Below are 25,721 nucleotides of genomic sequence, written 5' to 3'. Positions count from 1 at the left end.
CGCGACTGCTCGCCGACGAGAAGGCGTGAGGCAGGCGCAGGCTCGGCCGCTGAGCGACAACCTCGAGGTCGACCTGAGGGACGATCTACTGCTCAGACAGTCGCCCACGACCGGCGTGAGCATTCCGGGAGACCGTCACACCAGCCCCTTGGTCCGCAACGTCGAGTTGGCGGAGGCTCCTTCAACCGCACGCGTTCGGCGGCACTCGGGGCTGTCGGACAGGGGCGCGGACGCGCACGGCGGGCGAACCGATCGGCCCACGCGGATCACCGGTCCCCCGCGACCTGCCCCGCGCGTCACCGTCCGTCCCCCCCACGGAGCCGTGCAAGAGGCCACGTGGACAGGGAAATTGCAACTTCGACATGGCTCGCAGAGGCAGCTACCTTCATCCGGTCCTCGGTGGTCGCCGCGGTCGCACAGGGTTCCTTCGGGCTGGGCCGGCCGCGACGGGATGGGTCGGTCACGTCCCACGAACCCTGGCCCCCTGCGTAAGCCACCGAACCGGGTCCACGCCAGGCAGCCCCAACCAGGGAGAGACGCATGCCCCATCTTGCTCTGTACACCTTCGGCGTCCTGAAGTCACCTCTTGCCGATCCCGGACCTCTCACGCGCGAGTTCTACGACACCGGTGAGGGCGTCTACCGGAAGATGAGTCAGCATCCCGGGTACCTGGCGCGTGCTGAAGCGGCAGACGGTGACCGGGGCATGCTCTTCGAGGCGGACTGGGGTGCATGGGGAGAGTTCGCCGTACCGACTTGGTACGACAAGGGCCGCACGGTGGAAACCACCGCCCTGGCCGCGACCCTCTCGCTCTGGACCGACCTGCGCCCCGCCTTCGACGCCGTCTACACCGGTCTGCACCGTGAGGCGCTGAACAGGCGTTACGACTGGTTCGAGAGGACAGGGCACCCGAATTACGTGTTCTGGTGGGTCTCCGACGGTGTGACACCCACCTGGCGGGACGGGGTTTCCAGGCTGGAGCACCTCCACGACCACGGCTCCGCGCCGCACGCCTTCACCTTCCACGACTCGTTCGCCCCGGACGGAACTTTGACCAGGATGAAAGGCATCGGGCCGAAGACGGACCGGGTTCGCTGACAAGGAAGCCTGAACGACCGGGTGCGCTGTCGAACGCCTCGACTGAATGACGGCGAACAGACGCCTCTGCGCCACGGCGGATCCGTCAGTACCGAGACGCCACCCCGCCCACCAGCGGCTTCGCCGGCACCCCCGAACACGCCCTCGACTGCGCCTGCGGCCGCCCGTCGGCTGCCCTCCGGCAGCCGAGGTGGTCTTTTGCGGCCTGGGCGGCCATCGTCGGGCGTGCAGCGCTCTCGTGTGAGGCCCCGGAACTGCCGGGGACGGCCGGCGACGCGACGGACGCTCAGCGGGTTCCGGGGTTGTCGGGGTTCACGGCGGCGGGGGTGAGGGGTCCGTAGGCCATGACGATGGAGGTGAGCGGGTAGGGCGGGCCGCTGGTACCGGCCAGGGTGAAAAGGGGGGTGTCGTCCTCCTGACGCCGGCCGTTGTAGTGCCAGGTCTGACCAAGGCGGTCGGTGTGGCCGAGGGCGAGGTCGTAGACGCGGCCCCCCAGGCAGAAGGGTTCGGTGGCCCTCTGCGCCGCCTCCTCCAGAAGGCGGGGCACGACATCCGCAGTGAGATGGACCTCCACACCGTCGAGGTACCCGACGGCGGTCTGGACCCATCCGCTGCGCCGGGTCGGCGCGTTCAGGGGTGCGCCGATGGCGGTCAGCCAGTACTCCCAGTCGCCCAGCGACAGGGCGTGGATGTGGATGCTGACGCGTTCATGATCGGAGGTGATCTGTGTCACCTCGAGCCGGCCCGCGTTCTCGGCCCGCAGCCGGGCCGCTGTGACCGCGGCCGACGGCTGCGCCCGGTCCCCGCCGCCCGTGCGCGGCTCCTCGACGCGGGCGCTCACTTCGGTGAACGGCGTGGCGGGTTGCCGAGCGGGGAGCGGAGGGGCCCAGGCGGGCGTGCCGACCGGTACGTGGCACGATGCGAGCATCTCCCCGCTCGTGGGGGAAGACTCGGACACGCCAAGGATGCGCAGCGGACGTGGCCTCTCGGGTACGTCGGGTGCGTCTTCGCCGACGGGGGACGCGCTGATCGTCTCCGGCAGGGCCGGGGCGCCCGGTGCGGGATGCGCGGCGGTCTCGGTGACCTCGACGTCGCCGCGTTCCGCCGCCGGCGGACTGTGCTGCGTCCGGTTCTGTTCCGAGAGCCGTCTGAGGGTGTCGGCCCCGCCGGACTCCACGAGACGGCCCTGTGCGTTCAGCTCGGCGATGAAGGCGTGGGCGAGTTCGCGGAACCGCGCGGTGAGTTCCTGCTCGACGTCCGTTCCCTTGCCGTCGGCGATGGTCATGCCACAGCTCCCACGTAGACCTTGCGCAGGGAGTGGAGCGCGCGCCACTGGAGCGTCTTGACGGCGGCGTCGGTGGTGCCCATGGTGCGGGCGGTCTCGCGGACGGACATCTCGCCAAGGAACCGCAGGCGGATGACGACCTGCTGACGGGGGGTGATCTCGGCCAGGGCGTGATGCAGGTCGTCGAGTGCCAACGAGGACAGAACGGTGTCTTCCGGGTTGCTCACCACGGGAGCCCAGGCATCTCCTACCTGGGTGATCTGGTCGACGAAGGTGAGATGGCGTGTCGTGGCGGTCTTGAAGTGGTCGGCGACCACGTTGCGTGCGATGGCGCACAGCCAGGCACGGATCGACGTACCGTTCCAGGTGAAGGTGGTGATCTTTGCCCATGCCTTCACGAAGACGTCCGCGGTGAGGTCCTCGGCCAGGGCGGTGTTCGATCTGACGCGCTGTCCGATGAGCGTGGCGATGAGACTGTGGTGCATCCGGTACAGCTCGGCGAACGCCTCGCGATCGCCCTGCTGGGCACAGGTGATGAGGTCCAATTCCCTCATGGCGCCGCCGTCGAAGGCAGCGTCGTGAGCCTGACTGGTCAAGGGTGCTCCCGATCGTGCGTGGACAGAAGTATGTGTGTGTGGGGGAGGCTTTCGACTGAACCGAGACGGTGGTGCGAAGACCGCCTCCAGGGCGAGAACCCGGGGACACGGGGCCGGTTCTCAACCGGCCGCGTGCCGGTCCCGGTCCTCGTGCGGCAAGCGGTGCCGGTCCTGGGCGGGCACATACCGCCGTTGAAGACTGCTGCGCTGCATCATCTGCGGGTCGTCGTAGACGAGCGCGTCGAGCCGGACACTGTAGGCGTCGCGCAGCGTCCAGAGTGTGGCCAGGCTCGGCTGTTTCGTGCCGGTCGCGAGCCGGTGGAGCGTCGACCTACTGATACCGGTGCGCTGCGCCATGTCCGCGACGCTTTCGTCACCGAGCTCCTTGGCCTTTACCAGGAGCGTGGACATGTGGAGGCGAAGCATGGTCAAAAGACCCCCTCAGCGACGTGCAATCATGTGGCTAACCCACACGCGCGCAACATATGCAAGTTGCCAGGCAAGAATGACGCAAGGGTATTTTGATTCGCACACAGATGCGAGATTAGCGAAGTGGCCTGCGGAAATGCCGATCTAGGTTTTGACCTGCAAAGGTGCACGCGTGCAACCAGCGTGTGACAACATGCTTGCGCGCTACTCTCCGACCATGCGGAGTGCGAAAGATTCCCCCCACGAAATCAGGGCCAAACGGCAGGCTCAGGCCCAACGGGTCGGCGCGTATCTCACGAGAGTCGCGACCGCTGCCGGTTACGACGTCCGCCGGCGGCAGGGCGGCCGGGCGCAACTGGCTGCCGCGACCGGTCTGAGCCTGACCACCATCAGCCGGACGCTGGACGGCCAGACCCTGCCGCTCACCTCATTGACGACGTGGGCGACGGTCCTGGGACTTGATCACCGCAGGCTCCTGGTGGATTGCGGTCTCATTCCCGAGCAGCGGGGGCCTCGATCACCGCGGGGACCGAACTCGGCGACGCTCTCGCCGGACGAGGCCATGACCGCGTGGAGAATCACCGATCCCATCATCCGCAGGACGCTGAACGGAAGCATCGTTCACGCGATCGAACTCCAAGCGGAAATCGATGCGGCCCAAGACCCTGGGTCTTGCAGGAGAAAAAGCGCGCGCGGCGCACACGCGGATGACGCCGCTGCGGCCAGGATCCCTTTTCGTGGATCACTGCATGCGGGTCGTCGCGGCATGAGCTGACCGCCCGGCGAGGAACTTCACCGGCCGATCCGGCAGCACGGACGAGCGAGCCGGTGGACGCCGTCCGCTCCTGCCACCGCCGGCGTTCCGGTGCTGCGGCCGGGTCGGCGCGGCGACTTGACCGGATCACGGCCGGGTCGCCGCGCACCGCGGTCACCGACGGCGCCATAGGACCTGCGGCCGCGGGAAATCGAGCACATGCACGCCCGTCAGGTCCGTCCACTCGGTAATGGGTCTCCCGCTAAGCTCGGCGAATCTTCCCGTAATCCACCGCCTGCGCCACGGCTCGCTGTCACAGGGAGAACGGGGGATATCCTCCTGCCGTGCCGGCGTCCAGCGGGTCGGAAAGGTCACGCGAGAGGGGTAGCGGGTGCTTGTCGTACTAGGATCCCCGACGACCGCTGTTGTGCGCAGCAGTACCGGCGAGGCGGTAGTTCTGCTTTCCGGTGACTCGCTCCGGCAGGTGACGGAGACGACCTTCACCGACATGATCAGGGCTGCTGCCGCCGTTCTCAGCGCCGCGGAACTCAAGACCGTCAACAACGCCGTTCCCAGGCTCGGCACAGACACGCCGGATTTCCATTTCCATGCCGGCGACCACGACTTGACGGTCTACAGACTGACCGTCAGCTGAGTTCCGCTCGCGTGCTGACGAACGCGATGCAACTCCCCTTTGCCGCGCGGCAACCGGTCCTTCCCGGCGGAGCTCGCGTCGGGCGGCCGGCCCCGGCCGACGCACGCATGCCCCACCCCTGACACCTGGTGCCGAGGAAGGCGTCGCGCGGGAAAGAGGCAGGCGAAACCGCCCCTGCCCGGGACCTGCTGAACGAGACGAGAGCAACCGCTGCAGGACACCGCGCCGATGCGCCGAATCGCCGCCGGGCCGCCTATGTGCGCGCCGCCCGCGATCGCGCGCGAACACCACCCGGTCAATGCGCACGACGACTCCCGTGAAGCGGAAAACACCCGTCCTGCCGCCACATGCGGCGCGTTCGCACACACAGGTCCGTACATGCTCACGTGCCGCATTCGGTGCGACGGCCGTCCCCGCCGTTCCACGACCGCGCGGTGCCGCGCCCGGCCACAGGGGGCGCCGCGTGCACGTCTCGGCCCTCGCGTCCGACCGGCACGGCGGATGGTTGCCGAACGCGTGCAGCCGTGCCGCGCCATGGGAGTCGGCCCTGGTGAGGCCGCGCGAGTGCACAGCAGTACGACTTTGAACGGATGTCGCATTTAGGCTGTTTGCACTTTTACTTCGGGTTCGGCTACTGTCCAGAGCCTCCGGACGAATTGTTCGGAGATTTTGGACGGCGGGCGGCTCTCCCACAGTTCTGCCGTGCCTCGACTCCGCAGCCGGGTTTCCGCATGACCCGGCTGCGGAGCAAGGGATTTCTCGCCGTCCACGACCCTGCCGCGCGGCCGGCCGACTGCTGCTCACTCACTGTCGGCCGGAACGCGCCGGCAGGCCGAAACGAGGCCGGACAGCGGCCCAACGACATGTTGGAACGTCACTCATCGGAACTCGTTTTGTTCACACACCACTTGAAGGACGAAAGGAGTCTTTTCATGAACATGGACCAGCTCGAGGCCGAGACCGCGGAACTGCTGCCCGGCCGTGAGGCGCTCGGCAAGTTCTCATTCAACTTCGCCAGGATGACCACCGTCACGAAGAAGGTGGCCCACGTCGACGCGCACAACGAGTCGGCCGCACTGAACCAGTGCTCGCCGTACGCGGTCGCCCAGTCCGAGGCCACGCAGAGCATCAGCGTGCAGCAGTAGCGCGCGGACCAGGCAGGGCCGGGTCGACGGACGGACCTGGCCCTGCCTGGCACACCCCGCGGACACCGCACCACACCACGCACGCTTCCCGCTCACCGTGCGCCAAGGGCCGTCACTGCCCTCGGGATCGGAAGGGAACGCCACGCGTGTGCGTCCGGCCGCATCGGCCTCGCCGGCCGCGCCCCTCCTGGGGCGGGGACGCTCTCCTCGCACCGCACATCACGGCGCACCCGCCGCCCGCGACCGCCTCCACGCGGTCGTGCCCTTTTCGGGTGACTGCCGGGATGCAACGACACACACCCACCCGGTATCCATCGCACACCGCGCACACATGTCGAACCGTCAGACGCGCCCAGGAGGAGACCATGCCGGCGTCCGAAGACGAAAGCAGGCTCACCACGCTGCAGGCCCACGCTCACCCCGCGCATCTTCCCGAGCAGCCGGCCACCACCTTCGCGCCCGATCCCCTCGCGCACCCGGCACCCGCCCTGACGGCCGGCACATCCGCACCTCCGAGCGCCGCGCCCGTCCCGCAACTGAGCCCCGGTCTGCAGACTCTCGGTGAGTACAAGGGGTCGGGCTTCACCGAGCGCCGATACATCGTCCGCCGTGACGACGGACAAGTGATCCAGCTGTCGCGCCTGCTGTACCTCGTCGTCAGCAGCGTCGACGGCGTCCGCGACGCCGAGACGATCTCCCACAGGGTCAGTGGCCGCTACGGTGCCGAAGTCACCACGGACAACATCGTCCACCTGGTGGAGCACAAGCTCACCCCGCTCGGGATCACCGTCCCCTTCGGAGACCGGCCCGGCCGGGTCTTCGCTCCCCGCTCCGATCTGCTGCTGGCGCTGCGCGGCCACCAAGTGATCTTCCACGAGCGGCACGTGGCCCGCATCGCCGCCGCGCTTGCATGGCTGCACCATCCCCTGGTGGTGGCGCTCACGCTCGCCGGCGTCGTCGTCATGGACGTCTGGCTCTTCGCCGTCCACGGAGCGATGACCCCCGTGCTGCAGGTGCTCGAACAGCCGCTGTGGATGGTCATCATCTTCGCGCTGACCGTCGCCTCCCTCCTCTTCCACGAGTTCGGACACGCGTCAGCCTGCCGGTACGGCGGAGCCGTGCCCGGGAAGATCGGTTGCGGCGTCTTCCTGATCTGGCCGTCCATGTACACGGACGTCACCGACGTGTACCGGATCGGGAAAGCCGGCCGCCTGCGCACCGGCCTGGGCGGCGTCTACTTCAACGTCATCTTCATGCTGGGTCTCACCGGGGCCTACCTGCTCACCGGCCAGTCCTTCCTCCTCGCCGCGGTGTACCTCGCACACTTCGAAGTCCTCGAGCAGCTCGTACCGGCGGTGCGGTTGGACGGCTACTACATCCTGGGCGATCTGGCCGGCGTTCCCGACCTGTACGGCAAGGTCAAGCCGATCCTGCTGAGCCTGCTGCCCGGGAACCACCGGGCCGCCGCGCAAGTGGCCGACCTCAAACGCTCCGCACGAACCATCGTGACGGTGTGGGTGCTGACCATGGTCCCGCTGCTGCTCGCCGAGGCCGCGTACGCCCTGTGGAATCTGCCACGCCTGCTGGCCACCGCCGCGCGAGGCCTGCACGACCAGTGCCTCGGAACGAGCGAGGCGTTCACCGACGGGCACCTTGCGGCCGGGCTGGTCGGAGTGCTCGGCACTCTCATGCTGCTGTGCCCGATGGCAGGAGGCGCCTACCTCACCGCCCGGCTGGCGGCCCGTCTGTGGCGCGCTGCCGCGAGGGCGAGCGAAGGAAGACCGATGGTGCGTCTGGCCCTTGCCGCCGCGACCGCCGCCGGCTGCGCCGTCCTCGCCACGGCCTGGGTGCAGGGCCTGACCCCCAAGCCGCTTCCGGAAGCGGCCCCGGTCACCCCCGCCCTGCAACCGGGCAGACCCGCACCGCGCACCCGGTACCCCACCCCTACACACTCCACCGAGACACCCCCGCCCGCCCACCGCTCCGCCGGCGCCACACCCGGGCAGAGCCGCCCTCGGCAAGCCCCCCGACCCGCCGCGAGCGGCCCGCACACCCCCGCGGCCACACGGTCCGCCACATCCCCGGCGGCCCCGGCACCCGGCACCGGCACACCGAGCCCGACGACGTCGGCCGACACCACGCCCGGTCCCGCACCCAGCGCGTCCCCGAGCCAGACCCCCGTCGAATCCCCCACCCAGTCCTCCTCTCCCTCGCAGCCTCCCCCCACCTCGCCCCCACCCTCGGCGACCGCGTCATCGACCCCGAACCTTTCCTGACGCCACGCACCACCGCACCCTTTTGCAGGAGAAGACCATGCACCATCGCAAGCCGCACACTCCCAAGGCCGCCAGGACAGCCGTCCGTCTCGGCGTCGCCGTCACGGCCGGCCTGACCATGACGGCCCTCGCCACCGCGGCACGTGCCACCCCCGGCCGTACCGGCATCTCCCACGACGTGGCCATCGCTGTCGACGCCGCGCTCAGCCACGCAGACAGGACCCACGTGAACCAGTTCGACGCATCCTTCGTGATCCACGAATACGGCCCTTCCGTCGCCGTCACGGCCAACAACCGGGCCACCGCCGTCTCGGCAGGATGCTCCCTGGACAACCCCTGCCGTTCCGTCGCCCTCTCCTACCAGATCCTCACCACAGCCGGCCGGAACGCACGCCTGATCAACGCCACCAACATCAGCAGGTCCGTCAACGAACACTGCCCGCAGTGCCAGACCGTCTCCGCCGCCTACCAATTCGTCGTGGCCACACCCCGCCAGTTCATCCTGAGCCGCCAGGCACGCAGCGAACTGAGCAGCATCAACCGCAAGGTGGACGCTCTCAAGGCGTCCCACCTGCCGATCGACCGGATCACGCAGCAGGCCGACGAGCTCGCCCGGCAGGTGAAAGCCGTCCTCGAGCACGAGGCGGCACGCGCACCGCGCACCGGAAGCGGCAACGACCCCCTGGCCGACTTCATGCCGACCGTGACGATGCACCGCTACGTCCGCTGAACCGGTCCCAGGACCCGGCCGCGGCCCCGATCCCCGCCCGGACCGCGGCCCCGCGGGCGACGGCGGGCCCAACATTCGCCCAGGCGAGACGGAGGGGTCACCACCCCTCGTTGACGGCTGCGACGAAGACGGTTGCCCCACAGGGGACGGCACAGTTTTCGTAGCGGGTGGTCAGCGGCCGCAGGTGAGCATGCCGAGCGTAATGTGGGCCTGGCGCAACCACCTGCGCCTCGACCGCGTCGATCAACTCGGGGAGTGCCGCCGTCACACGGCTCGTCGGATGCTGTCCAGTGCACTTACCGTGGCTTGTCTGCAGTCGCGGCAGATGCCATCGGGGTGCGCTGGACCGACCATGGGCCTGCCGCAGTCGCGACATTCAGGCCGTCGCCGCCTCGTGATCCCGTGAGCGGCAGCACTCGGTCGGGCGACGTCTCCGTTGCGGTGATCGCGCCGGTGCTCGGCGCATCGGGGGCATGACTGATGGGTGTCGATGATGACCCCGTCTTCGCACCGTGGGTCAGGGCATTCGCGGCCACACCTGCTGATGGGACATCGGTGGGAGGCCAGGAGCCGTACAGCGACGCCCACGGGGTGGGCCAGGCCTGCTCCGCCGGTGGACGTGTCGGCGATCGCGGCGAAGCCCCAGGCGTACCAGCGGCGGTCGACTCGTGCGATCAGCTCTACGGCAGTGCGGTGCTGGTGTTCGCGCAGGATGGTGTCCCGCAGCGCCGTGGGACGGAACGCGGGGAGCGAGGCACGCAATTCCTCCGGAAGTCCGGCCTCGACGGCCTCGACGACCTGTCTTTGCGCCGGGGTCGAGCGTGGGCGGACGCCGCTACGGGGTGGGCGCCGCGATGCTGACAGTTCAGGTCGTCCGTTGTCGGTGTCGTTGTGGCGTGCGTCTCTGCTACTTGCTGCATGGGCCTTCGGCCGGGAGCGACGCTTCGCGCCGCACGCGCGGGTTCTTGGTGTTGTTCTTCGTGGTCTGCTTCAACCCCCTGCCGGGGGGTGCGAAGCGCTGTGCCGTGGGGGTACGTACCCCCACGGCGGGGAGCACGGTCTGGACTGATGGTTTCGCCGAGTTCCCAGGTCGTCCCGTGCCCCCTGCCGCGGGGGTACGGGACTCGGCCGCCCCTGATGCGGTTGAGGGCCACAGACGCGCCCGCCGGGAGGCACTCCTGCTGGCTCTCGCCGCAATCGGCCTCATCAGGGCGACCGTCGCGGCAGGCGTTCATGACCACGGCGCGAACTTCCGGGGATCCGAGCTGCGCGATCCGGCTCTTGTGAGTTTCTACCTCGTCGCGGACGCGCATCTCGTCTACGTCCTGGCCACGGCCCTGCGGTGGACCTGCGCCTACGCCCGGGCCTCCCAGCGACAGCTGGCAACCGGCCTCTGTCTGGCGGCAGTGGGTATCGGCGCGATGGCCGCCTCCTGCGCGATCCGCACCGTGCTGACCGCGGTTCGCTGGCAAGGGGGCACGGCGGCCCAGGCTGTCACCTGGGCCTCAAGCGTGATCATTGCGCTGGCGGTGCCGCTGTTCCTCATCGGAGTCAGCTACCCCGGAGCCGCAACCCGGATCGCGGCCATGCGGCTACGCCGCCAGCACCGCCGCATATATCACCGTCTGGGACCGCTGTGGCAGGTGCTGAACGAGGCGTACCCCGAGCACTCGCTCTACCGGGTGCCGACCAAACCGTGGCGAGACTCCTGCTGCCGCTCGGCGTGCACCGGCGCTACTACCGCAGAGTCATCGAGTGTCGTGACGGACTGGTACGGATCAGTCCCCACCTGGCGCCGAGAGCGGCCGGGTCGAGGAGCAGTCGGGGTGGGCCGACGAGCTCGCTGACCAGCTCCACACCGCACTGCTCGGCGAACGGCCCAAAGCGGGGCCCGTCCACGCCGTCCCGGTCGCGATGCCGCCGACGCAAAGCCTGGAAGACGACGTGGTGCAGCTGGCCCATTGTCGGACGCGGTGAGACGACGACGCGTCATCGCCGGGGCCGAACCATCCGATCGAGAAACCGAGACGTCATGAACCAGACACTCGTCACCGCGGCCCGCATACTGCTCGCTCCCGGCGGCACACACATCGACGACGGCGCCGTCCTCGTCTCAGGCGACACCATCGTGGCAGCCGGGGCACGCAACGACGTACTCGCTCACGCGGAACCGGGCTGCCCGATGATGGAGTTTCCCGATGCCACCGTACTGCCCGGGCTGATCGACTGCCACGTCCACCTGGCCTTCGACGCAGGACCGGATCCGGTCGCCACGCTGACCGGCAGCGAGAATGCATGCTTCTCCTGGGCATGGCAGGCCGGGCCCGCCAACTGCTCGACGCCGGCATCACCACCGCCCGTGACCTGGCTGACCGCGGCGGCCTGTCCGTCCGGCTCCGGGACGCGATCAGCGAGGGTGCCGTGGCCGGACCGCGGATTCTGGCCGCCACCACGCCGCTGACCACCCCCAAAGCGCACTGCTGGTTCCTCGGCGGCGAGGTCGAGTGCGAGAACCAGATCCGGCAGAAGGTGCGCCACGACGCCGAGCAAGGGGCTGACGTCGTCAAAGTGATGGCGACAGGCGGAGGCCCGACCCACGGCGGCCCTTCGATCTGGGAGCCCCAGTGCACCACCGACCGTACGGGGGCCGGGGAGCTGCTGGTACTGGGGTGCTCCGCGGCAAAGGGCCGACGCGATGTCAGCCAGGACCGCGCTCGGCCTGCGCGCGGGCCGCATCCAGAGCAACGGTCCGCGAAGTGCCGCTACTGGCCTGGTCTCATGCGGCCCCGTAGCGCATTGCGTTGGCTTGTGTACGTCTGTCGGGGGACTCCAATGATGTGGCAGAACCTCGAAACGCTGAGCCCCCGCGCAGCCCGTACGGTCTCGAGGTCTGTGTAGGGACCGCCCGCGGGTCCAATGCGGCGCGTCCTGCTTTGAGTTGGAGGAACGCTTCGCCCAGCGCTGCCTTGAGTCTGTCGATCTCGTCGAGGAGTTGCCGCTCACGCTGCGACTTCCCCGACCCCGCCTCGAGGCCGCGTTGTCCTGCGGCGATGAACTGGCGTCGCCAGTTGCCTATTGACTGTTCTGTGACATTTGCTTCCCGGGCTGCCTGGGACACTGTGGTCTGCCCGGACAGTACGGCGAGAACCAGTTGAACCTTCTCGTCTGGCGGCACGGCCGGTGGACGAGGCATGTGCCTACTCCCCCTCATTAGCTCTTGCAACCAAGGCGCTGATGCGGCGGGTGCAGCCGTGTGTCGAGCAGGCTCGGAGGGGAGCAGCGCGTCGCCGCGGTCCCCACGCGTAGCCCCCGTGTGCTCTCGACCGGCCGACCGACCTGGTCTGCATCAACAGCCTCTCTCAATGATCAGACCACATTTGCACGCTGGTTGCACAGCCCATGAGTTCTACAACGTGCAAATCTTGCCACCGGCCATCTAGTTGCCTATCTGGAAACTATATGCCACTCTGGCAGCAACGCTTCTGCTGGAGGATGAACGCGATGAACACGTACGACGACGCCCGTGCGGCGCTGGACGCGGCCGCTACCGCACGAGGGGCCGCCCGCTCGCGCCCTGTAGCAGCGTGGCACCCGCCCTTCGTCGGACTCGGCTTCGCCATCGGACTGTCCGCGCTCGGCCTGGCCGATGATGCGCACCCCTGGCAGTGGGTGATCCGCGCGGTCGCTCTCCTTCTGGTAGTCGCGGCCGTCGTCGTGCCTCTGGTGGCCGCACGCCGTAGCGGCGTCATGGCCTGGTCGGCAGGTGCGGACAAAGACGACCGCTGGAAGAACGGCGCTTCCATGTCGCTTGTCGTGGTTGTCGCGCTGCTCGTCGACGCGGCGACCGGTGGGCCTTGGTTCTTCATCGTGCTGGGCTGTGGTCTCGGTGCTTCCGCCTGGATCCGCCTGGCCGGCGCACGCAAGGCGTGAGAACCGATGTCAGGGCAGCTGCATGAGCAGATCCACCACCCCACGCGTCTGGCCATCGTCGCCTTCCTCTCCGGCTGCATAGAGGCCGAGTTCAAGGCGGTCCAGGAGTGCTGCGGTGCGTCAGCCGCTACGCTCTCGAAGCTGGTCACAGCGCTGGAGAGCGCTGGATACGTGCGGGTGCGCAAGGGGTACCTCGGCAGGCGACCGCGTACGTGGCTCTCTTTGACGCCCGAAGGCAGGAAGGCTCTGGAGGAGCACCTCGCCGCACTGAACGCGCTGGTGAACACAAGTGTCGAACAGGGCCGACGGCACGACACGGCCGCCACGCCCGACACCTGAAACGCCGGTAGGTGCCCGTCCTGTACACGGGCACCTACCGGTTCACCCGGCGCGCGGGCGGGAGAGTCACATAGGGGGACATGTGACGGGCTTCGTTCCGTCAGTTCGTGAAGACGTCCACGAAGTGACCGAAGTCGGCGTTGCAGCTGTCAGCAGCCACCGTGGATGGTCTGGGAGATGCTGTAGCCGATGGTCGCACCGCAGGCCGCGGACGAGGTGTCGATCGACACCAGGATCGACGGCGTGGTGGCCGGGGCGTCGCCCTCGGCGGTGACGCCGAACTCCTCGGCGGAGGTGTAGGCGGTGTAACCGGCGATGAGCTGGTCGGCAGTGTTCACGTGAACTCCTTCGAATCGGTTCGCCCGGTGGCCGGGCGGAGTCGGCGGTAGTGAGGCAGGTCAGCAGTGGCCGGACAGCGTGGTGCCGACGACGGAGGCGGTGAGGGAGACGCACTCGGTCGACGAGACCGTGGTCACGGTGACCGGCGTGGTGGCCGGGGCGTCGCCCTCGGCGGTGACGCCGAACTCCTCGGCGGAGGTGTAGGCGGTGTAACCGGCGATGAGCTGGTCTGCAGTGTTCACGTGAACTCCTTCGGAACGGTCGGCCCGGTTTCCGGGCGACGGAATGCGATCCAGACGGCCGGCCGGTATCCGGCCGACGGCCTGACGCAAAGAAGTTGACCACGCGCGGCGAGACCGGGCGAGGAAGAAAGGAACCGGTCACTTGCCCTCATCAGCACCGTCACCTGCGGTTTGTCAGTGCGAAGGAAAAGAATGCGAGCGGGCGGATGAGTTCATTCCGTTTCCTGCGCACGTGCAGCCAGGCGCAGAACCTCGTCGAGCACGGCCAGTTCTTCGAGGGCTTCGTCCAACGCCGACCGCAGCTGCTGGACCTGGGCGACGGCCCGTTCCGAGCCCGGGGACACTGCCACGCTGCCGGACAGCCGGCGGGAGCCGGCGCGGACGTAGCACCGGATCCAGGACTCGACGCAGGCCTCGGGAACCCCCAACGTACGCGCCGCGGCACGGGCCCGTGCTTTTCCCCGCAGCACCCGCAGCACCGTATCCACCTTGACCTCTTGCGGGATCGCGGTCATCACGCCGGCGACAGGAGCGGTATCGGGGGCGAGCCGAGGTTGCGCGCCGGATCCAACGGATCGATGGAGGCGTCGAGGAAAGCACTTGCGACCATCTCCGCTGCTTCCGTGGGGTCCTCGTCCGGAAGCAGGGCGTGCTGGACGAGAGCCTCGGCAAGGATCGCGGTGCGGTGCTCACCGAAACTCTGGCCCTTGTGGCCGGCCCGGCGGTCCGTGGGCTCCCAGGCCACACCGATACCGGGAGCCACCTCACGGGTGAAGGGAGAGGTGGACTCTCCCACGCCGTCCAGGCCTCTCAACCGCTCGGCCAGGGCGGAGACGGCGTACTGGGCACGAGGACCGAGATAGACCACGAGCGCGTCCCGCCGGGGGTACAGATGCGGAGAAGAAGAAACCTTGGCTCGGTAGGGCAGGCCGGCCTTTTCCAGGTACGTCAGCACGGTGTGCCAGGCGTCAGGAGCCGCTTCCGGATGAGTGAGATGGACGTACAGGCGCAGCATGTCACCGCTGCGCTCGCGGCCCGTGCTGCCGTCGGCCAGGAAGAAACCAGGGGAGAGACCGGGGCGGCCGGCGGGGAGGACCACCGTCACGGGTCGCTGCGGCGTTTCGGGAAGTGGCGTGATCTCGGCGTCGGGTGGCATCAGGACCCGAACACCGTCCAGCTCGACGATCACCTCGTTGTGCTCCGCGCGATAGGAGTGGAGCAGGGCCTGCGTCCGGGTGCGCTCGTGCGGCATCGCAGCGGCCAGGCGGTGGTCCAGGTCCCGGTCGCGGAAGCTGCGAGGCCGGGAGGTCAGCGCCTCGCTACGTCCCATGTGCAGAGTCTGGTAGAGGCCGGCGGCGAGCTTTTTGGCCAGGGCGGGAGCGCTGTCGGTTTCGAAGGATTCCTTGCCCGCTACGGCCTTGAGCCCGCCGGGCTCGACGTGGATGTCGGCGAGGGATGCGGAGACCCGCGGGGCGAGGTGGAAGCTGCTCATGCTGCACCTTTGCCTTCAAGTCCGAGAGTGGCGGTGAAATCGATGGGGGACAGCAGGATGGTGCGGCCGATGCCAGCGGCGGCCCGGTGAGCGGGGGAGAGCCGTACGGAGTGGACAGCATGGGCGATCATCCGGTCGATCATGTGCCAGCCTGCGAAGGCGGCCGACCGGGTGGCCAGCCCCGAGACATGGCGAACGGAGGGCTTGGCGGCGTGCAGGTAGCTGTTCCAGAACGCGGACATCAACGGGCGCAGTCGGGCGAGCTCCGCGACACCGTGGGCGAGGATCTCGTCGTGGGTGGCAATGTGCCCGAAGTCGGTGTCGTCGCTGATGGACTTCGGGATGCCGTGGATGGCCTTGAAAAGCCATTCCCCGATGAAGCCCCCGATGTCGCGGGCGGGGTCGCCGAGACGGAATTCCTCGAAGTCGGTCATGTACAGGGTGGAGCCGCTCACGAGGAACTGGTCCAGTCGTACGTCGGCGTGGATGGGGCACAGGACGGCGGTGTGCTCGCTGTCGCGCAGGTTGTGGAGGGCTTCGATCACCTGCGCGTCGTTCTGGAGCAGTTGCCAGGTCTCGATCTCCGCGAAGCTGCGTTCGACGAAGTAGTCCAGGGACAGTCCGCGCAGTCCCCCCAGCGGCGGCAACGGGTGCGGCGAGGCGTCGATGGCCGCCTGGTCGGCGGGGAGCCGGTGAATGACGGCGAGCGCCTGAGCCGCCTGCCGGCACAGCCCCTCGTCGAAGCCGTCGTCCGCGGCGACTTCCGATCCGGTGGTGACATCGGGCAGCAGTTCGAAGGCCACCAGATGATGCTCGGGGTCGGCGCCCAGCAGTGCCGGGGTGCGCAGGCGGCGTGATGGATGCTTGGCAGCTAGGTCTTCGAATACGGTGATGCGCTTGAAATTCTGCGCAGCGGTCACGTCTCCCAACTTTTTGACGAACACTTTCGCGCCCGTGGTGGTCGTTCCGGACCAGTTGTCGTTGCGACCGACTAGCGAGGTCAGGGTATCGGCTTCGTAAGCACCGAGCCCCAGCCTGCCCAAGAGTTCGTCCACTTCCGGGAAGCGCTCAAGCGAGACGGGAATATATTCCGCTCTCTCGCCCGCATTATCCGTATTGATTTCGGATTGAGGTGTCATGGCGAGGAGTCTAGGCAGGAGGCGATATGCGAGCAATCCTGAAAGTTACGGTTTATTTTTTCTGAGGTGTTCAGCGAAGGAGGCGAGCGTGCAACTTGAGCTTCTTACCTGCACATTCTCCATCTTTGGGCATGCGTCTGGGTCTGTTCGACGGAAAAGAACTCGCTTCTCGGAGAGCTGCCGAACTCTACAGTGGTTCGCATGCCGAAAACATCTCCGCAGCGTGCGACCCTACCCAACGGGCTTCGCGTGGTAGCTCAGTCCGTGCCAGGTGTTCCCGCAGTCGGAGTGGCCGTTCACTATGGCGTCGGATTTCGATCCGAGCCCTATGGGCGGTCCGGGTTCGCGCACCTTTTCGAACACATGATGTTCCAGGGGAGCCGGAATGTTGCGAGAGGCGAGCACTTCTCCTTGGTGCAAGGGGCCGGCGGGGTGGTGAACGGAAGCACATATCCGGACTACACGGACTACCACCAAGTGGTGCCGGCCGCCGCTTTGGAACGCGTCCTGTTCCTGGAGGCGGACCGTATGGCATCCCTGGACGTCGCCGAGACCAAGCTGAGGACGCAGCGGGACGTTGTCAAGGAAGAGATCAGGCTCAACGTCGACAACCGCCCCTACGGCGGATTCCCCTGGACCGTGCTGCCCTCGGTGCTGTACGAGACGTGGGCGAACGCCCACAACGGCTACGGTGACTTCGGGGACCTGGACAAGGCCACGGTCGCCGAGTGCGCCGAGTTCTTCGCCACCCACTACGTGCCGGGCAACGCCGTTCTCACGCTCTGTGGAGACATCGATCCGGAGCAGGCGATCGACGCCGCTGCCAGGCAGTTCGACGTGGTGCCCAGTCAGCCGGTGCCCGCGCCCGTGCCGCTGGCCGAGCCGCGGCGTCCTGAACCGCGGCACGGTACCGTCCGGGACCTCTTCGCACCCCACCCGGCGACCGCTCTCGGCTTCCGGCTGCCCGACCCCGGCACGGACCTCGACGCATACGTTGCGCACATGGTGCTTTCGACACTGTTGACCGCCGGTGAACAAGCCCCCCTCAAGCAGGCCCTGGCCGCCATGTTCGTTGACGTCAGCTCCGGCTGCGGCCTGTTCGGCCCCCTGCAGGCACGCGACCCGGACACCTTCGTCATCGTCGCCACCCACCCGTCGCAGGTCTCCTCGCAGCAGATCGCCCAGAGCGTCGATGCCGCATTCGCCGACATCGCGTTCGGCAAACTGGACGAGCAGGACGTCGCCAGGGCCGTCGCGATCACCGTCAGCCGTCTCCTCCAGACGCTGGACTCCCTGCTGGCCCGCACCCGTCACCTGGGCGCACGTGAACTGCTCTTCGGACGGCCCGAGCTGGGCGAAACACTCCCCGACCTGGCGGCCGGCATCACTGCGTCCCAGGTCGTCGCTGCCGCAGCACGGCTGCGCGAGCAGCACCCCGCCCTGCTGTCCCTGCTGGCCGATGGAGGCAGCCGGTGAACCGGACTCTGCCCCCGCTGGGCCCTCCGCCGAAGGTCACGCTGCCGCCCACCGCCGATACGACGCTGACCGGTGGCCTGCGTATCGTGGCCTGCCGGTTGCCCTCGGTCCCCCTGGTCCAGGCCCACCTCGCGGTGCCGGTCCACCCGACGGACGAGCGTGAACTCGCTGCGCTGGAGGTGCTCACTGCTGCCCTGCCGCACCGGTCCCAGGCCGCCGAACGCCTCGAACACATCGGGGGGAGCCTGAGCTCGTCACGGCGCGGGGCTTGGTTGGGTCTCAGCGCCACCTGCCCGGCCTCCCGGCTGCCGCTGCTGGGGGAGGCCCTGACGCAGACTCTCGCACCCGGCGCACAGTCGCCGACCGGCATCGGCGAAGCGCGCGACAAGGTCGTCCGGCAGGCACAGCTGGCCGCCGCCCAGCCAGGCCTGGTCTCGCAGCAGGCCCTGCTGAGGCAGCTGTACGGCACCGTCCCGGTGCCGCTGCTTCCGCTGGCCTCGCCTCTCCACCTGCGCGAGGTCGCTCCGCATGAGATCGGCACCGTCCATCATCAGCTGGTGCGTCCGCAGGAGGCGATGCTGGTCGTCGTCGGCGACCTCGACCCCGAAACCGCCGTTCAGATGCTGCAGAGGCGGCTGAGTAGCTGGGAGCCGGGCGCCGCCGGTGGCAAGCACACCGGGTCAGCAGGCTGTCCCGCCCCGGCCACGCCGACACTGCAGCAGAAGCAGCGGTCCGGTTGGGTGCAATCCCATCTGCGGCTGGCAGCGCCGGGAGTGGACCGAGACCACCCCCAGTTCGCGGCCCTGTCCGTCGCCTCGGTCGTCTTCGGCGGCTACTTCTCCTCCCGGCTGGTGTCCGTACTGCGTGAACAGCTCGGGCTCGCCTACCGCGTGGAGTCGGCCTTCACCGACCACCTCGACCGCCTGCTCATCGGCGTGGAGGCGGACACGGCCACGGCCGCGACCGGCCCCGCCCTGCGGCAGCTCCTTCGTGAGCTGGACCGCTTCGCGCACGAGGGACCGACCAGCGAGGAGACCGACGCGGCACTGCGCTACATGACGGGGGTCACCGTGCTGTCCCTGGCCTCCCAGAGTGGTCTGGCCTCCACCCTCCTGTCTCACCTCATGCTCGGCCAGCCCCTGGACTGGCTTGTCACCTTCACCCAGCGCTTGGAGGGCGTCAGCGCGGCCGAGGTGAGGGAGGCGGCCGGCATGTTCTACACCCCCGCCCGCTTCGGTGGCGTCGTCGTCGGCGATCTGAAGAACTTCGAGATGAGCGGCCCAGATGATGGAAATGTCTGAGAACACACCGGCCGACGCGGCCGTATCCGTCAGCGACCTGCGCATGTCCTACGGCCCGCACGATGTGCTGCAGGGCATCGACATGACGATCCGGCAAGGCGAGCTCTTCGCGCTGCTGGGCCCCAACGGAGCCGGCAAAACCACCACCGTGGAGATCCTGGAGGGCTACCGCAAGCGCTCCGCCGGTGAAGTGCGGGTACTGGGCGCCGATCCCTCCGCGGTCGACGACGCATGGCGCCGCCGCGTGGGCGTGGTGATGCAGTCCTGGCGCGACCATGCCCGCTGGCGGGTGCGGGAACTCATGGTGCACTTCGCCGGCTACTACCCGCGCGCCTACGCGCCGGACGAGCTGCTGGAGCTGGTGGGTCTGCAGGAACAGGCGGACCAGGAACTGGGCAGGCTCTCCGGCGGCCAGCGCCGCCGGGTGGATGTCGCCCTGGGCATCATCGGCCGCCCTGAGCTGCTCTTCCTCGACGAGCCGACGACCGGCTTCGATCCCCGGGCCCGACGCACCTTCCACGAGCTCATCCTGAGCCTGAAGGACGCCGGAATGACGATCCTGCTCACCACGCACGACCTGGAGGAAGCTGAGCGGCTCGCCGACCGTACGGCGATCCTGATCCGCGGTCGCCTCGTCGCCTGCGGTACCCCGACGGAGCTGGCGCACAAGGTGCGAGCCTTCGCACAGGTGCGATGGACCGCCGACGGCATCGCCCACAGCCAGGCCACACACGACCCCTCTCAGCTGGTGTGGGAGCTCCACGAGAAAATCGGCGGCCCCATCCCCGGCCTCGAGGTGATCCGGCCGTCCCTGGAGGACACCTACCTCGGTCTCGTACGCGCCGAAGGAGCGGAAGCGTGAGGGAAGCAATCAGCAACGGAATGCGCCGCGGCACGATGGAGCTTCGGCACCTGGTGCGGTCCTCCAAGGACCTCTCCAACTACCTTTTCAACGTGGTGGTGTTCGTGCTCATCGCCAACTGGCGCCACCAGCAGGCACAGCTGATCGTCGCCGGTGGCATCGCCTCACTGTCTGTCCTGACAGCGCTGACCTCGCTGCCGCAGGCCCTGGCCAGTGACAAGACGGACGGAACCCTGCTGCGGGTCCGTGGCCTGCCCAGCGGACTGCTCGCCTATGTCACCGGGAAGATCCTCTTCGTCACCTGCGTAGCCCTCACCTCCTCCCTCCTCCTTCTTTTTCTGGGGGCGGGCATCAACAACAGCGGCTTGCCCGGCACCCCGACCGCTTGGCTCACCCTGATCTGGATCCTTGTGGCCGGCTTCGCCGCGACGGCGCCGCTGGGCCTGCTCATCGGCGCCGTGCTGCCCAACGCACGCGAGGCCCTGGCCATGGTCATGTTCCCCGTCTACGGGCTGCTGGCCATCTCCGGCGTCTTCTTCCCGCTGTCGCAGCTACCCGGCTGGCTCCAGGGCGTGGCCGAAGCCTTCCCCCTGAAGTGGATGGCCCAAGGCGTACGAGAGGCCCTCACCTCCGGCGGGGACAGCGGCTGGCAGCTTCCGGCGCTGGGCGTCTTCCTCGCCTGGGCGGTCCTGGGCAGCACCCTCGCTGCATGGCTGCTGCGGCACACCACGCGCCGCGAGTCGGGAAGCACCCTGGCACGCCGCCGTGAACTCTCCATCGACCCCGCGAAGTAGAGGCACCATGACTTCTCCGCAAGTGACCAGCGTGATGTTCCCCATCCAGGCCTCCGACATCGGCGCGGCCGTCCCGTTCGCCCGGCTGGTGCAGCAGCGGGGAAGCGGCCGGTTGTGGATGGGCCAGTCCCTGCGCCTGGAGACCCACCACGTATTCGCCGCGCTCGCCGGGATGGGGCTGCGCATTCCCTTCGGGTCCAGCGTCGTCCTCTCGCCGTTGCAGCACCCTTATCAGGCAGCCGTGGCCGCCCGGTCCGTGGCCGCCCTCTCCGGCCATCCCTACGTGGCCGGCATCGGCCCCGGCAGCAGTGAATTCCAGAGCACCGTCTCCCCGGCCACGCGTACCCGGCCGGTCAGCACCGTGCGGGAGTACGTCAGCACCGTACGGGCGCTGCTGGACGGACAGTACCCGCATTCCACAGCCGGGACGTTCACCACCGACGGTGCGGGGCTCACGGAGTTCTCCCATCCTGAGGTGGAGGTCGGGCTCGGTGTACTGCGCCCCGCCATGGCTCGTGCCGCCGGACGGGCCGCGGATGTCGCGATCACCTGGCTTGCCCCGCCCACTTACCTCCGGGACACCCTCATTGCGGAGATGTCCGCCAGCGCACGGGCCGCCGGCCGGACGCCGCCGCGCGTCGCCTCAGTCGTGCACGTTGCGGTGACGCGGCCCGGCCGAGACCCCGTCCAAGCTGCGTACACCGCAGTCGGCCCGCACCTGGCCAGCCGGCATTACACCGACATGCTGCGTCAGGGCGGAGTGCCCGCCGATCCGGCCGAGCCGCTCCAGGGCGCCGAGCAACTGGTGAAGTCCGGCGTGTTCGTCTGCGGAACACCGCAGGAAATCGCGGCGCAGCTCGCCGACCTGCACCGCCTCGGCGTGCACGAGGTCATCCTCAACGTGTGCGGAGTGTGCCTCACCGAAGGCCCCGGAGCCGCCCTGCGCGATCTCACCGCCGTCCTTGCGGCCGTGGACGAGGCCGCCCATGTCTGAGACCACAACGCCCGAGCAGGGCACACCACCGGTCTTCGGCGGCCGCCGCCTGCTCTACATCGCCACCGGCAGCATAGGCACCATGTTCCTGCCCATGTGGCTGCACTGGCTGCGCGGGGCATACCCGCAGCTGGAAGTCCGCTGCGCCTTGACCCGGTCGGCGCACCAGTTCGTCGGATCCACCGCCGTAGCCGTCACCGGCGGCCGGCCCGCCCTCCAGGACGTGTGGCCCGACAACCCCGCAAGCGCCACGCACGTGGAGCTGTCCCGCTGGGCCGACACCGTCCTGGTCCACCCCGCCACCTTCCACTTCACCGCCCGCTTCGCCCTCGGCCTCGCCGACACCCCTCTGCTCCTGGCGCTGGAGTGCACGTCCGCGGCGATCGCCGTCGCCCCAGCTCCACCGCCGGGCGCCGACACATCTCCCGCCTACCGCCGCCACGTCCACCAACTGTCGCAGCGGCCGAACGTGGTCGTTGTGCCGCCCAAGCCCGGCTTCAGCCTGACCACCGGCGAGCCCGGCCCCTCAGCGGCGACACTGCCCGACGCGCTCCACGCCCTGGAGAACCTGCGCCGGTCGATGACCGCCCCCGAGCAGCCGAAGGAAACGGTGTGAGTGCCCCGGCCACGGGCCCCCAGCAGGAGTTCGGTACCGGATACCTGAAAACCCGGATCAGCAGTCTCTCGCCGGAACGCTACGCCTGGCAGCGTCGCCCCGGGCCCGACCGGACGACCCCGCTGCGCCGGCCCACGACCTCTTTCCGACGGCAGGCCGCGGCCGCTGTCCACGGCACCGTGCAGTTCGCCACTCCCGTGCCCGGTACCGCCCCCGACGGCTCTCTCACCTACCTGGTGCCCGGCTCGATGACCGCCGCCGGCCTGCTGTCCCGTACCCCCACTCCCCAACAGCACGAACAGTTGCTGCGCACCATGAACGATGCCGGGCACGCACTGCGCGCGCTCCACCGCCACGCCCACCCCAGTACCGCCCCGGGCCCGGTGCCGGGGCCGGCCCGGCTGCTGGCCTGGCTGGATACCGGAACCGGCCCGCGGGCCGCCGCCGCCCTGCACCAGCGGATGACGCACCACCTAGGCGCCTCCCGCTGGGACGACGTACGCCAGTGGAGTCGAGCCGCCGTGGAGCACCCCGGTCCCGCCGCGGTCACCCTGCACGGTGCATTCGGTCTCGGACAGATCGTCATGGCCGACTCCCCCGACGAGGGCGCCGTGATCCTGGCCGGCGAGGACACCGCCGGCGGACACGGTGAGATCGACGTCGGGTGGCTGCTCGGCGAGCTGGCCGAGTTCCAGATGATCAGTACCGCCGCGAAGAAGCCCCGCCCCCTGCTCGGCGAGGCCCGCGACCGCTTCCTCGCCGCCTACGGCCCGGTGGCGGACCGCCCCGCCCTGGCACGAACTGCGGTGCTACGGACCCTCACCCACGTCCACGACTTCGCCGCCTTCGTCGGCTGGCACCCAGAACTCCTGCTCTATCTCCGATACATCGCCGACTTGATAGACGATCAGGGGGCCAGCACGCTCCATCCCTGCTGAACCCACCGCAAGCCGTTCCTGCTTCAGGAGTAGACATGTCTTCCTTCTTCGACCGCCGCCGCAACGTGACCGTCATCCGCGACGTCGAGGTCGCCTGCACCCAACTCGAGCAGGCCCTGGCCGACGCCGACCCCGCGCTGGTGCCGGGGCTGCAGCACGCCCTGGACCTTCTTCGCAGCCTCCCGTCCTCCGAGGAGGACCTGACGACGGAGTGGGCCAGGGGAGTCCTGGCGGCCGCCGGTGTCGACCCCAAGCACGAGGTGCGCGCCACCAAGGCACTGCGCGACGCCAAGCCGGAACTGTCGCTGGCGGCCGCAGTGGAAATAGCCAAGAAGGTAGCTCGGTGATCACTTCTCACGCCGCTTCGCAGCAGGTCCGCATCGGTGCGGACCTGCTGCGGCGGAACCGCCTCCAACTCGGTTCCGCGCTGCTGCTCGCCCTCGTCGCCACAACTGGCACGCTGGCCGTACCGTTGCTCGTTAGAGACATCATCAGCTCCTTCGGTCAGAACGCAACGATCACCCCGCCCGTGATCCTCATGGCGGTAGCCGCCCTGGGATCCGCAGGCGCCTCGGCAGCCTCCAGCTACCTGCTCTCCCGCATCGGCGAGTTCATGGTCCTGGAGCTGCGTCAGCGCGTCATGGAGCACAGCCTGCGTCTGCCCATGAGCACGGTGCGGGCCCAGGGTGCGGGCAATCTGGTCGCCCGTGTCACCTCCGACGCCATGCTGCTGCGCGCCGTCATCGACATCGGGGTCGTCCAACTGCCCTTGGCCGCCCTCACCGTGGTCTTCACCCTCGTGGTCATGGCGGTACTCGACTGGCTGCTGGTCCTGATCACCGTGGGTTCCTTCGTCCTTGCCGGTGCGGCGATCGGCTGGGTGCTGATCCGCGTGCGCCGCAACGTCGTCGACCAGCAGGACGCCGTGGGCGAGCTCGCCCAGCACTTCACCGCCTACCTCTCGGCCCTGCCCACCATCAAGGCATACCGGTCCGAGGGACGCTCTGCCGGCCAACTCGGCGAAAGCGCACAGCAACTCACCGGGGTCTCCCTGGTCGGAGCCCGCCTGCAGATGTGGATCACCCCCGTGATGCAGCTGGGCCAGCAGGTCGCCCTGGTCGGGGTCATCATCGGCGGTGGCGCCCGCATGGCCGACGGCGATCTGTCCGTCCCCAGTTTCGCGGCCTTCTTGCTCTACCTCCTGCAGCTGGTCTCCCCCGTCACCGTCGTCGCCACCGGTATCGGGCGCCTCCAGGCCGGTCTTGCCGCCCGCACCCGCTTCAACGAATTCTTCGACCTCGCGCAGGAGGCCGACGGCGCCCGGTCCGGTCTCAGCGCGCCGCAGCCCCGCCCCGGCACGGCGGCCGTCTCCTTCGAAGACGTCTCCTTCTCCTACACCGGCGTTCCGGTTCTGGACCGTGTCACCTTCACCGCACCGCGTACCGGTCTGACCGCCCTTGTCGGCCCGTCCGGCGCCGGAAAGTCGACGTGTCTGACACTCATCGACCGGTTCATGCACCCCGACGACGGAAAGATCAACATACTGGGCCGTGCGATCACCGACTGGCCACTCGAAGAATTGCGCAGCCGCGTCGCCTACGTCGATCAGCAGTTCACCCTGCTGGAGGGGACCGTCCGCGACAACCTGCAGCTCGGCCGTGCCGAACCGGCATCCGAACAGGAACTGGCCACCGCCCTGGAAGCGGTCGGGCTGCTGCAGGACCTCACCTCCTTGCCCCAAGGACTGGACACGACGCTGGGACGGGAGAACGATCTGTCCGGTGGGCAGCGGCAGCGGCTGGCTCTGGCACGAGCTTTGCTCGCGGATGCCGACATCGTGCTGCTGGACGAGCCCACCTCGCAGATGGACAGCATCAACGAGAAGCGATTCCGGCGGGTCGTCGACGACCTGGCGACCACCCGCGCCGTCATGGTCGTGGCCCACCGACTGTCCACCGTGCAGCATGCCGACCACGTGGTGATGTTGACGAACGGCAGCATCACCGACGCCGGCACCCACCAGACGCTGATGGACCGCTGCTCTCCTTACCGGGACCTTGTCAACAGCCAGCGAATGCAGGCCGCCTGACGGTGCCCCGCAGACCGCGCGAGCGGTCTGCCCACCTGCCCTGGCACCATCGGTTCGGGTCGCGGCGACCCCGCCCGCCGCACCGAGCGCTCCGTGGGTCGTGCGTCGCTGTTTCAGGGTGACTCTCCCAGGTCCGCAACAGCTGGGGAACCGGCTGGGGGCTCAGGGTTACGGCCTCCTCCCGTATGCCTTCTCGAGCAGG

At 68.7% G+C, this 25,721-nt stretch carries 27 protein-coding genes and 2 pseudogenes; 20 read left to right on the top strand and 9 right to left on the bottom strand.

The genetic code is table 11. The features are described 5' to 3' along the window. The first annotated feature begins 540 nt into the window (after positions 1-540). Positions 541-1,098 carry a DUF3291 domain-containing protein gene (locus tag AC5WRT_RS22645; protein ID WP_496095401.1) on the top strand — a complete coding sequence of 186 codons (558 nt, stop codon included), beginning with the start codon at positions 541-543 and terminating at the stop codon, positions 1,096-1,098. 286 nt (positions 1,099-1,384) lie between these two features. On the opposite strand, the gene AC5WRT_RS22640 is transcribed toward AC5WRT_RS22645, so the two are convergent. The 3 genes from AC5WRT_RS22640 to AC5WRT_RS22630 all read right to left on the bottom strand — a co-directional run bounded on the left by AC5WRT_RS22640 (position 1,385) and on the right by AC5WRT_RS22630 (position 3,390). Next, on the bottom strand, positions 1,385-2,383 hold the full coding sequence (locus AC5WRT_RS22640; RefSeq protein WP_496095400.1) for a BN159_2729 family protein: 999 nt from the start codon (positions 2,381-2,383) through the stop codon (positions 1,385-1,387). Continuing rightward, complete coding sequence (locus AC5WRT_RS22635) at positions 2,380-2,979, bottom strand: sigma-70 family RNA polymerase sigma factor (RefSeq protein WP_496095399.1); 600 nt, start codon at positions 2,977-2,979, stop codon at positions 2,380-2,382. The genes AC5WRT_RS22640 and AC5WRT_RS22635 overlap by 4 nt, the downstream gene beginning before the upstream one ends. Positions 2,980-3,099: 120 nt before the next feature. Continuing rightward, positions 3,100-3,390 carry a helix-turn-helix domain-containing protein gene (locus AC5WRT_RS22630; protein ID WP_496095398.1) on the bottom strand — a complete coding sequence of 97 codons (291 nt, stop codon included), beginning with the start codon at positions 3,388-3,390 and terminating at the stop codon, positions 3,100-3,102. Positions 3,391-3,625: 235 nt separating this feature from the next. On the opposite strand from AC5WRT_RS22630, the gene AC5WRT_RS22625 reads away from it, so the two are divergent. From AC5WRT_RS22625 to AC5WRT_RS22590, 8 genes and pseudogenes are all read left to right on the top strand, one after another. After that, the gene (locus AC5WRT_RS22625) at positions 3,626-4,183 is read left to right on the top strand and encodes a transcriptional regulator (protein ID WP_496095397.1); all 558 of its coding nucleotides are present in this window, start codon (positions 3,626-3,628) and stop codon (positions 4,181-4,183) included. A gap of 406 nt (positions 4,184-4,589) precedes the next feature. Further along, complete coding sequence (locus AC5WRT_RS22620) at positions 4,590-4,817, top strand: hypothetical protein (RefSeq protein WP_496095396.1); 228 nt, start codon at positions 4,590-4,592, stop codon at positions 4,815-4,817. Positions 4,818-5,749: 932 nt separating this feature from the next. Further along, positions 5,750-5,962 carry a hypothetical protein gene (locus tag AC5WRT_RS22615; protein ID WP_496095395.1) on the top strand — a complete coding sequence of 71 codons (213 nt, stop codon included), beginning with the start codon at positions 5,750-5,752 and terminating at the stop codon, positions 5,960-5,962. A 365-nt stretch (positions 5,963-6,327) separates the two neighbouring features. After that, positions 6,328-8,238 (top strand): zinc metalloprotease, encoded by a 1,911-nt coding sequence (locus AC5WRT_RS22610; RefSeq protein WP_496095394.1) that lies wholly within the window; start codon positions 6,328-6,330, stop codon positions 8,236-8,238. A 37-nt stretch (positions 8,239-8,275) separates the two neighbouring features. After that, positions 8,276-8,968, top strand: coding sequence for a hypothetical protein (locus tag AC5WRT_RS22605; RefSeq protein ID WP_496095393.1), 693 nt, complete (start codon positions 8,276-8,278; stop codon positions 8,966-8,968). An 854-nt stretch (positions 8,969-9,822) separates the two neighbouring features. Further along, positions 9,823-10,659 (top strand): annotated as a pseudogene (locus tag AC5WRT_RS22600) (MAB_1171c family putative transporter); the annotation flags it as partial. Beyond that, positions 10,605-10,730 (top strand): annotated as a pseudogene (locus AC5WRT_RS22595) (hypothetical protein); the annotation flags it as partial. The pseudogenes AC5WRT_RS22600 and AC5WRT_RS22595, both read left to right, overlap by 55 nt. Before the next feature lie 270 nt (positions 10,731-11,000). Beyond that, on the top strand, positions 11,001-11,429 hold the full coding sequence (locus tag AC5WRT_RS22590; protein ID WP_496100558.1) for a hypothetical protein: 429 nt from the start codon (positions 11,001-11,003) through the stop codon (positions 11,427-11,429). Between the two features lie 315 nt (positions 11,430-11,744). Here the strand turns inward: AC5WRT_RS22590 and AC5WRT_RS22585 are convergent, their stop codons facing one another. Next, positions 11,745-12,161: a transposase gene (locus AC5WRT_RS22585; protein ID WP_496095391.1), complete on the bottom strand. Its 417-nt coding sequence runs from the start codon at positions 12,159-12,161 to the stop codon at positions 11,745-11,747. A 308-nt stretch (positions 12,162-12,469) separates the two neighbouring features. Here AC5WRT_RS22585 and AC5WRT_RS22580 point away from each other — a divergent pair, with 308 nt between their 5' ends. Both AC5WRT_RS22580 and AC5WRT_RS22575 read left to right on the top strand, forming a co-directional pair. Continuing rightward, positions 12,470-12,898, top strand: a complete 429-nt coding sequence (locus tag AC5WRT_RS22580; RefSeq protein WP_496095390.1) for a hypothetical protein — start codon at positions 12,470-12,472, stop codon at positions 12,896-12,898. A 6-nt stretch (positions 12,899-12,904) separates the two neighbouring features. Next, a complete protein-coding gene (locus tag AC5WRT_RS22575) occupies positions 12,905-13,237 on the top strand; it encodes a winged helix-turn-helix domain-containing protein (RefSeq protein WP_496095389.1) in 333 nt (110 codons plus the stop codon). Positions 13,238-13,386: 149 nt separating this feature from the next. Here AC5WRT_RS22575 and AC5WRT_RS22570 read toward each other — a convergent pair whose 3' ends face one another. The 5 genes from AC5WRT_RS22570 to lxmK all read right to left on the bottom strand — a co-directional run bounded on the left by AC5WRT_RS22570 (position 13,387) and on the right by lxmK (position 16,449). After that, positions 13,387-13,575: an LxmA leader domain family RiPP gene (locus AC5WRT_RS22570; protein ID WP_388184701.1), complete on the bottom strand. Its 189-nt coding sequence runs from the start codon at positions 13,573-13,575 to the stop codon at positions 13,387-13,389. A gap of 60 nt (positions 13,576-13,635) precedes the next feature. Beyond that, complete coding sequence (locus AC5WRT_RS22565) at positions 13,636-13,818, bottom strand: LxmA leader domain family RiPP (RefSeq protein ID WP_388184700.1); 183 nt, start codon at positions 13,816-13,818, stop codon at positions 13,636-13,638. A 212-nt stretch (positions 13,819-14,030) separates the two neighbouring features. Next, the gene (locus AC5WRT_RS22560) at positions 14,031-14,336 is read right to left on the bottom strand and encodes a hypothetical protein (RefSeq protein ID WP_496095388.1); all 306 of its coding nucleotides are present in this window, start codon (positions 14,334-14,336) and stop codon (positions 14,031-14,033) included. Further along, the gene (locus AC5WRT_RS22555; RefSeq protein ID WP_496095387.1) at positions 14,333-15,310 is read right to left on the bottom strand and encodes a T3SS effector HopA1 family protein; all 978 of its coding nucleotides are present in this window, start codon (positions 15,308-15,310) and stop codon (positions 14,333-14,335) included. Before AC5WRT_RS22555 ends, AC5WRT_RS22560 begins: the two co-directional genes overlap by 4 nt. After that, positions 15,307-16,449: a class V lanthionine synthetase subunit LxmK gene (gene lxmK / locus AC5WRT_RS22550; RefSeq protein WP_496095386.1), complete on the bottom strand. Its 1,143-nt coding sequence runs from the start codon at positions 16,447-16,449 to the stop codon at positions 15,307-15,309. The genes AC5WRT_RS22555 and lxmK overlap by 4 nt, the downstream gene beginning before the upstream one ends. A 201-nt stretch (positions 16,450-16,650) precedes the next feature. Here lxmK and AC5WRT_RS22545 point away from each other — a divergent pair, with 201 nt between their 5' ends. From AC5WRT_RS22545 to AC5WRT_RS22505, 9 genes are read left to right on the top strand one after another with little or no spacing between them, the layout of a single operon-like run. Continuing rightward, positions 16,651-17,925 (top strand): M16 family metallopeptidase, encoded by a 1,275-nt coding sequence (locus AC5WRT_RS22545; RefSeq protein ID WP_496095385.1) that lies wholly within the window; start codon positions 16,651-16,653, stop codon positions 17,923-17,925. After that, positions 17,922-19,226, top strand: coding sequence for a M16 family metallopeptidase (locus tag AC5WRT_RS22540; protein WP_496095384.1), 1,305 nt, complete (start codon positions 17,922-17,924; stop codon positions 19,224-19,226). Before AC5WRT_RS22545 ends, AC5WRT_RS22540 begins: the two co-directional genes overlap by 4 nt. Beyond that, entirely contained in the window at positions 19,219-20,088 is an 870-nt protein-coding gene (locus AC5WRT_RS22535) for an ABC transporter ATP-binding protein (RefSeq protein WP_496100547.1), read from the top strand. The genes AC5WRT_RS22540 and AC5WRT_RS22535 overlap by 8 nt, the downstream gene beginning before the upstream one ends. Further along, positions 20,085-20,882, top strand: a complete 798-nt coding sequence (locus tag AC5WRT_RS22530) for an ABC transporter permease (RefSeq protein WP_496095382.1) — start codon at positions 20,085-20,087, stop codon at positions 20,880-20,882. Before AC5WRT_RS22535 ends, AC5WRT_RS22530 begins: the two co-directional genes overlap by 4 nt. 7 nt (positions 20,883-20,889) lie before the next feature. Beyond that, positions 20,890-21,876, top strand: coding sequence for an LLM class flavin-dependent oxidoreductase (locus tag AC5WRT_RS22525; protein WP_496100546.1), 987 nt, complete (start codon positions 20,890-20,892; stop codon positions 21,874-21,876). Beyond that, entirely contained in the window at positions 21,869-22,492 is a 624-nt protein-coding gene (locus AC5WRT_RS22520; RefSeq protein ID WP_496100545.1) for a flavoprotein, read from the top strand. Before AC5WRT_RS22525 ends, AC5WRT_RS22520 begins: the two co-directional genes overlap by 8 nt. Beyond that, positions 22,489-23,430: a hypothetical protein gene (locus tag AC5WRT_RS22515; RefSeq protein WP_496095379.1), complete on the top strand. Its 942-nt coding sequence runs from the start codon at positions 22,489-22,491 to the stop codon at positions 23,428-23,430. Before AC5WRT_RS22520 ends, AC5WRT_RS22515 begins: the two co-directional genes overlap by 4 nt. A 35-nt stretch (positions 23,431-23,465) precedes the next feature. Next, the gene (locus AC5WRT_RS22510; RefSeq protein ID WP_496095378.1) at positions 23,466-23,777 is read left to right on the top strand and encodes a hypothetical protein; all 312 of its coding nucleotides are present in this window, start codon (positions 23,466-23,468) and stop codon (positions 23,775-23,777) included. After that, positions 23,774-25,519, top strand: coding sequence for an ABC transporter ATP-binding protein (locus AC5WRT_RS22505; RefSeq protein WP_496095377.1), 1,746 nt, complete (start codon positions 23,774-23,776; stop codon positions 25,517-25,519). Before AC5WRT_RS22510 ends, AC5WRT_RS22505 begins: the two co-directional genes overlap by 4 nt. The last annotated feature ends 202 nt before the right edge of the window (positions 25,520-25,721 follow it).

The organism is Streptomyces sp. NTD91, assembly GCF_059510455.1.
The sequence above is the reverse complement of the archived record's forward strand: the minus strand, read 5'-3'. Positions and strand labels throughout refer to the sequence as shown.

Coding starts and splice junctions, on each gene's coding strand:
- AC5WRT_RS22580 (WP_496095390.1), top strand. CDS start 12,470: ATGAACACGTACGACGACGCCCGTGCGGCGCTGGACGCGGCCGCTACC.
- AC5WRT_RS22525 (WP_496100546.1), top strand. CDS start 20,890: ATGACTTCTCCGCAAGTGACCAGCGTGATGTTCCCCATCCAGGCCTCC.
- AC5WRT_RS22520 (WP_496100545.1), top strand. CDS start 21,869: ATGTCTGAGACCACAACGCCCGAGCAGGGCACACCACCGGTCTTCGGC.
- AC5WRT_RS22545 (WP_496095385.1), top strand. CDS start 16,651: ATGCCGAAAACATCTCCGCAGCGTGCGACCCTACCCAACGGGCTTCGC.
- lxmK (WP_496095386.1), bottom strand. CDS start 16,449: ATGACACCTCAATCCGAAATCAATACGGATAATGCGGGCGAGAGAGCG.
- AC5WRT_RS22590 (WP_496100558.1), top strand. CDS start 11,001: ATGAACCAGACACTCGTCACCGCGGCCCGCATACTGCTCGCTCCCGGC.
- AC5WRT_RS22625 (WP_496095397.1), top strand. CDS start 3,626: ATGCGGAGTGCGAAAGATTCCCCCCACGAAATCAGGGCCAAACGGCAG.
- AC5WRT_RS22535 (WP_496100547.1), top strand. CDS start 19,219: ATGTCTGAGAACACACCGGCCGACGCGGCCGTATCCGTCAGCGACCTG.
- AC5WRT_RS22630 (WP_496095398.1), bottom strand. CDS start 3,390: ATGTCCACGCTCCTGGTAAAGGCCAAGGAGCTCGGTGACGAAAGCGTC.
- AC5WRT_RS22510 (WP_496095378.1), top strand. CDS start 23,466: ATGTCTTCCTTCTTCGACCGCCGCCGCAACGTGACCGTCATCCGCGAC.
- AC5WRT_RS22605 (WP_496095393.1), top strand. CDS start 8,276: ATGCACCATCGCAAGCCGCACACTCCCAAGGCCGCCAGGACAGCCGTC.
- AC5WRT_RS22610 (WP_496095394.1), top strand. CDS start 6,328: ATGCCGGCGTCCGAAGACGAAAGCAGGCTCACCACGCTGCAGGCCCAC.
- AC5WRT_RS22615 (WP_496095395.1), top strand. CDS start 5,750: ATGAACATGGACCAGCTCGAGGCCGAGACCGCGGAACTGCTGCCCGGC.
- AC5WRT_RS22645 (WP_496095401.1), top strand. CDS start 541: ATGCCCCATCTTGCTCTGTACACCTTCGGCGTCCTGAAGTCACCTCTT.
- AC5WRT_RS22640 (WP_496095400.1), bottom strand. CDS start 2,383: ATGACCATCGCCGACGGCAAGGGAACGGACGTCGAGCAGGAACTCACC.
- AC5WRT_RS22575 (WP_496095389.1), top strand. CDS start 12,905: ATGTCAGGGCAGCTGCATGAGCAGATCCACCACCCCACGCGTCTGGCC.
- AC5WRT_RS22585 (WP_496095391.1), bottom strand. CDS start 12,161: ATGCCTCGTCCACCGGCCGTGCCGCCAGACGAGAAGGTTCAACTGGTT.
- AC5WRT_RS22555 (WP_496095387.1), bottom strand. CDS start 15,310: ATGAGCAGCTTCCACCTCGCCCCGCGGGTCTCCGCATCCCTCGCCGAC.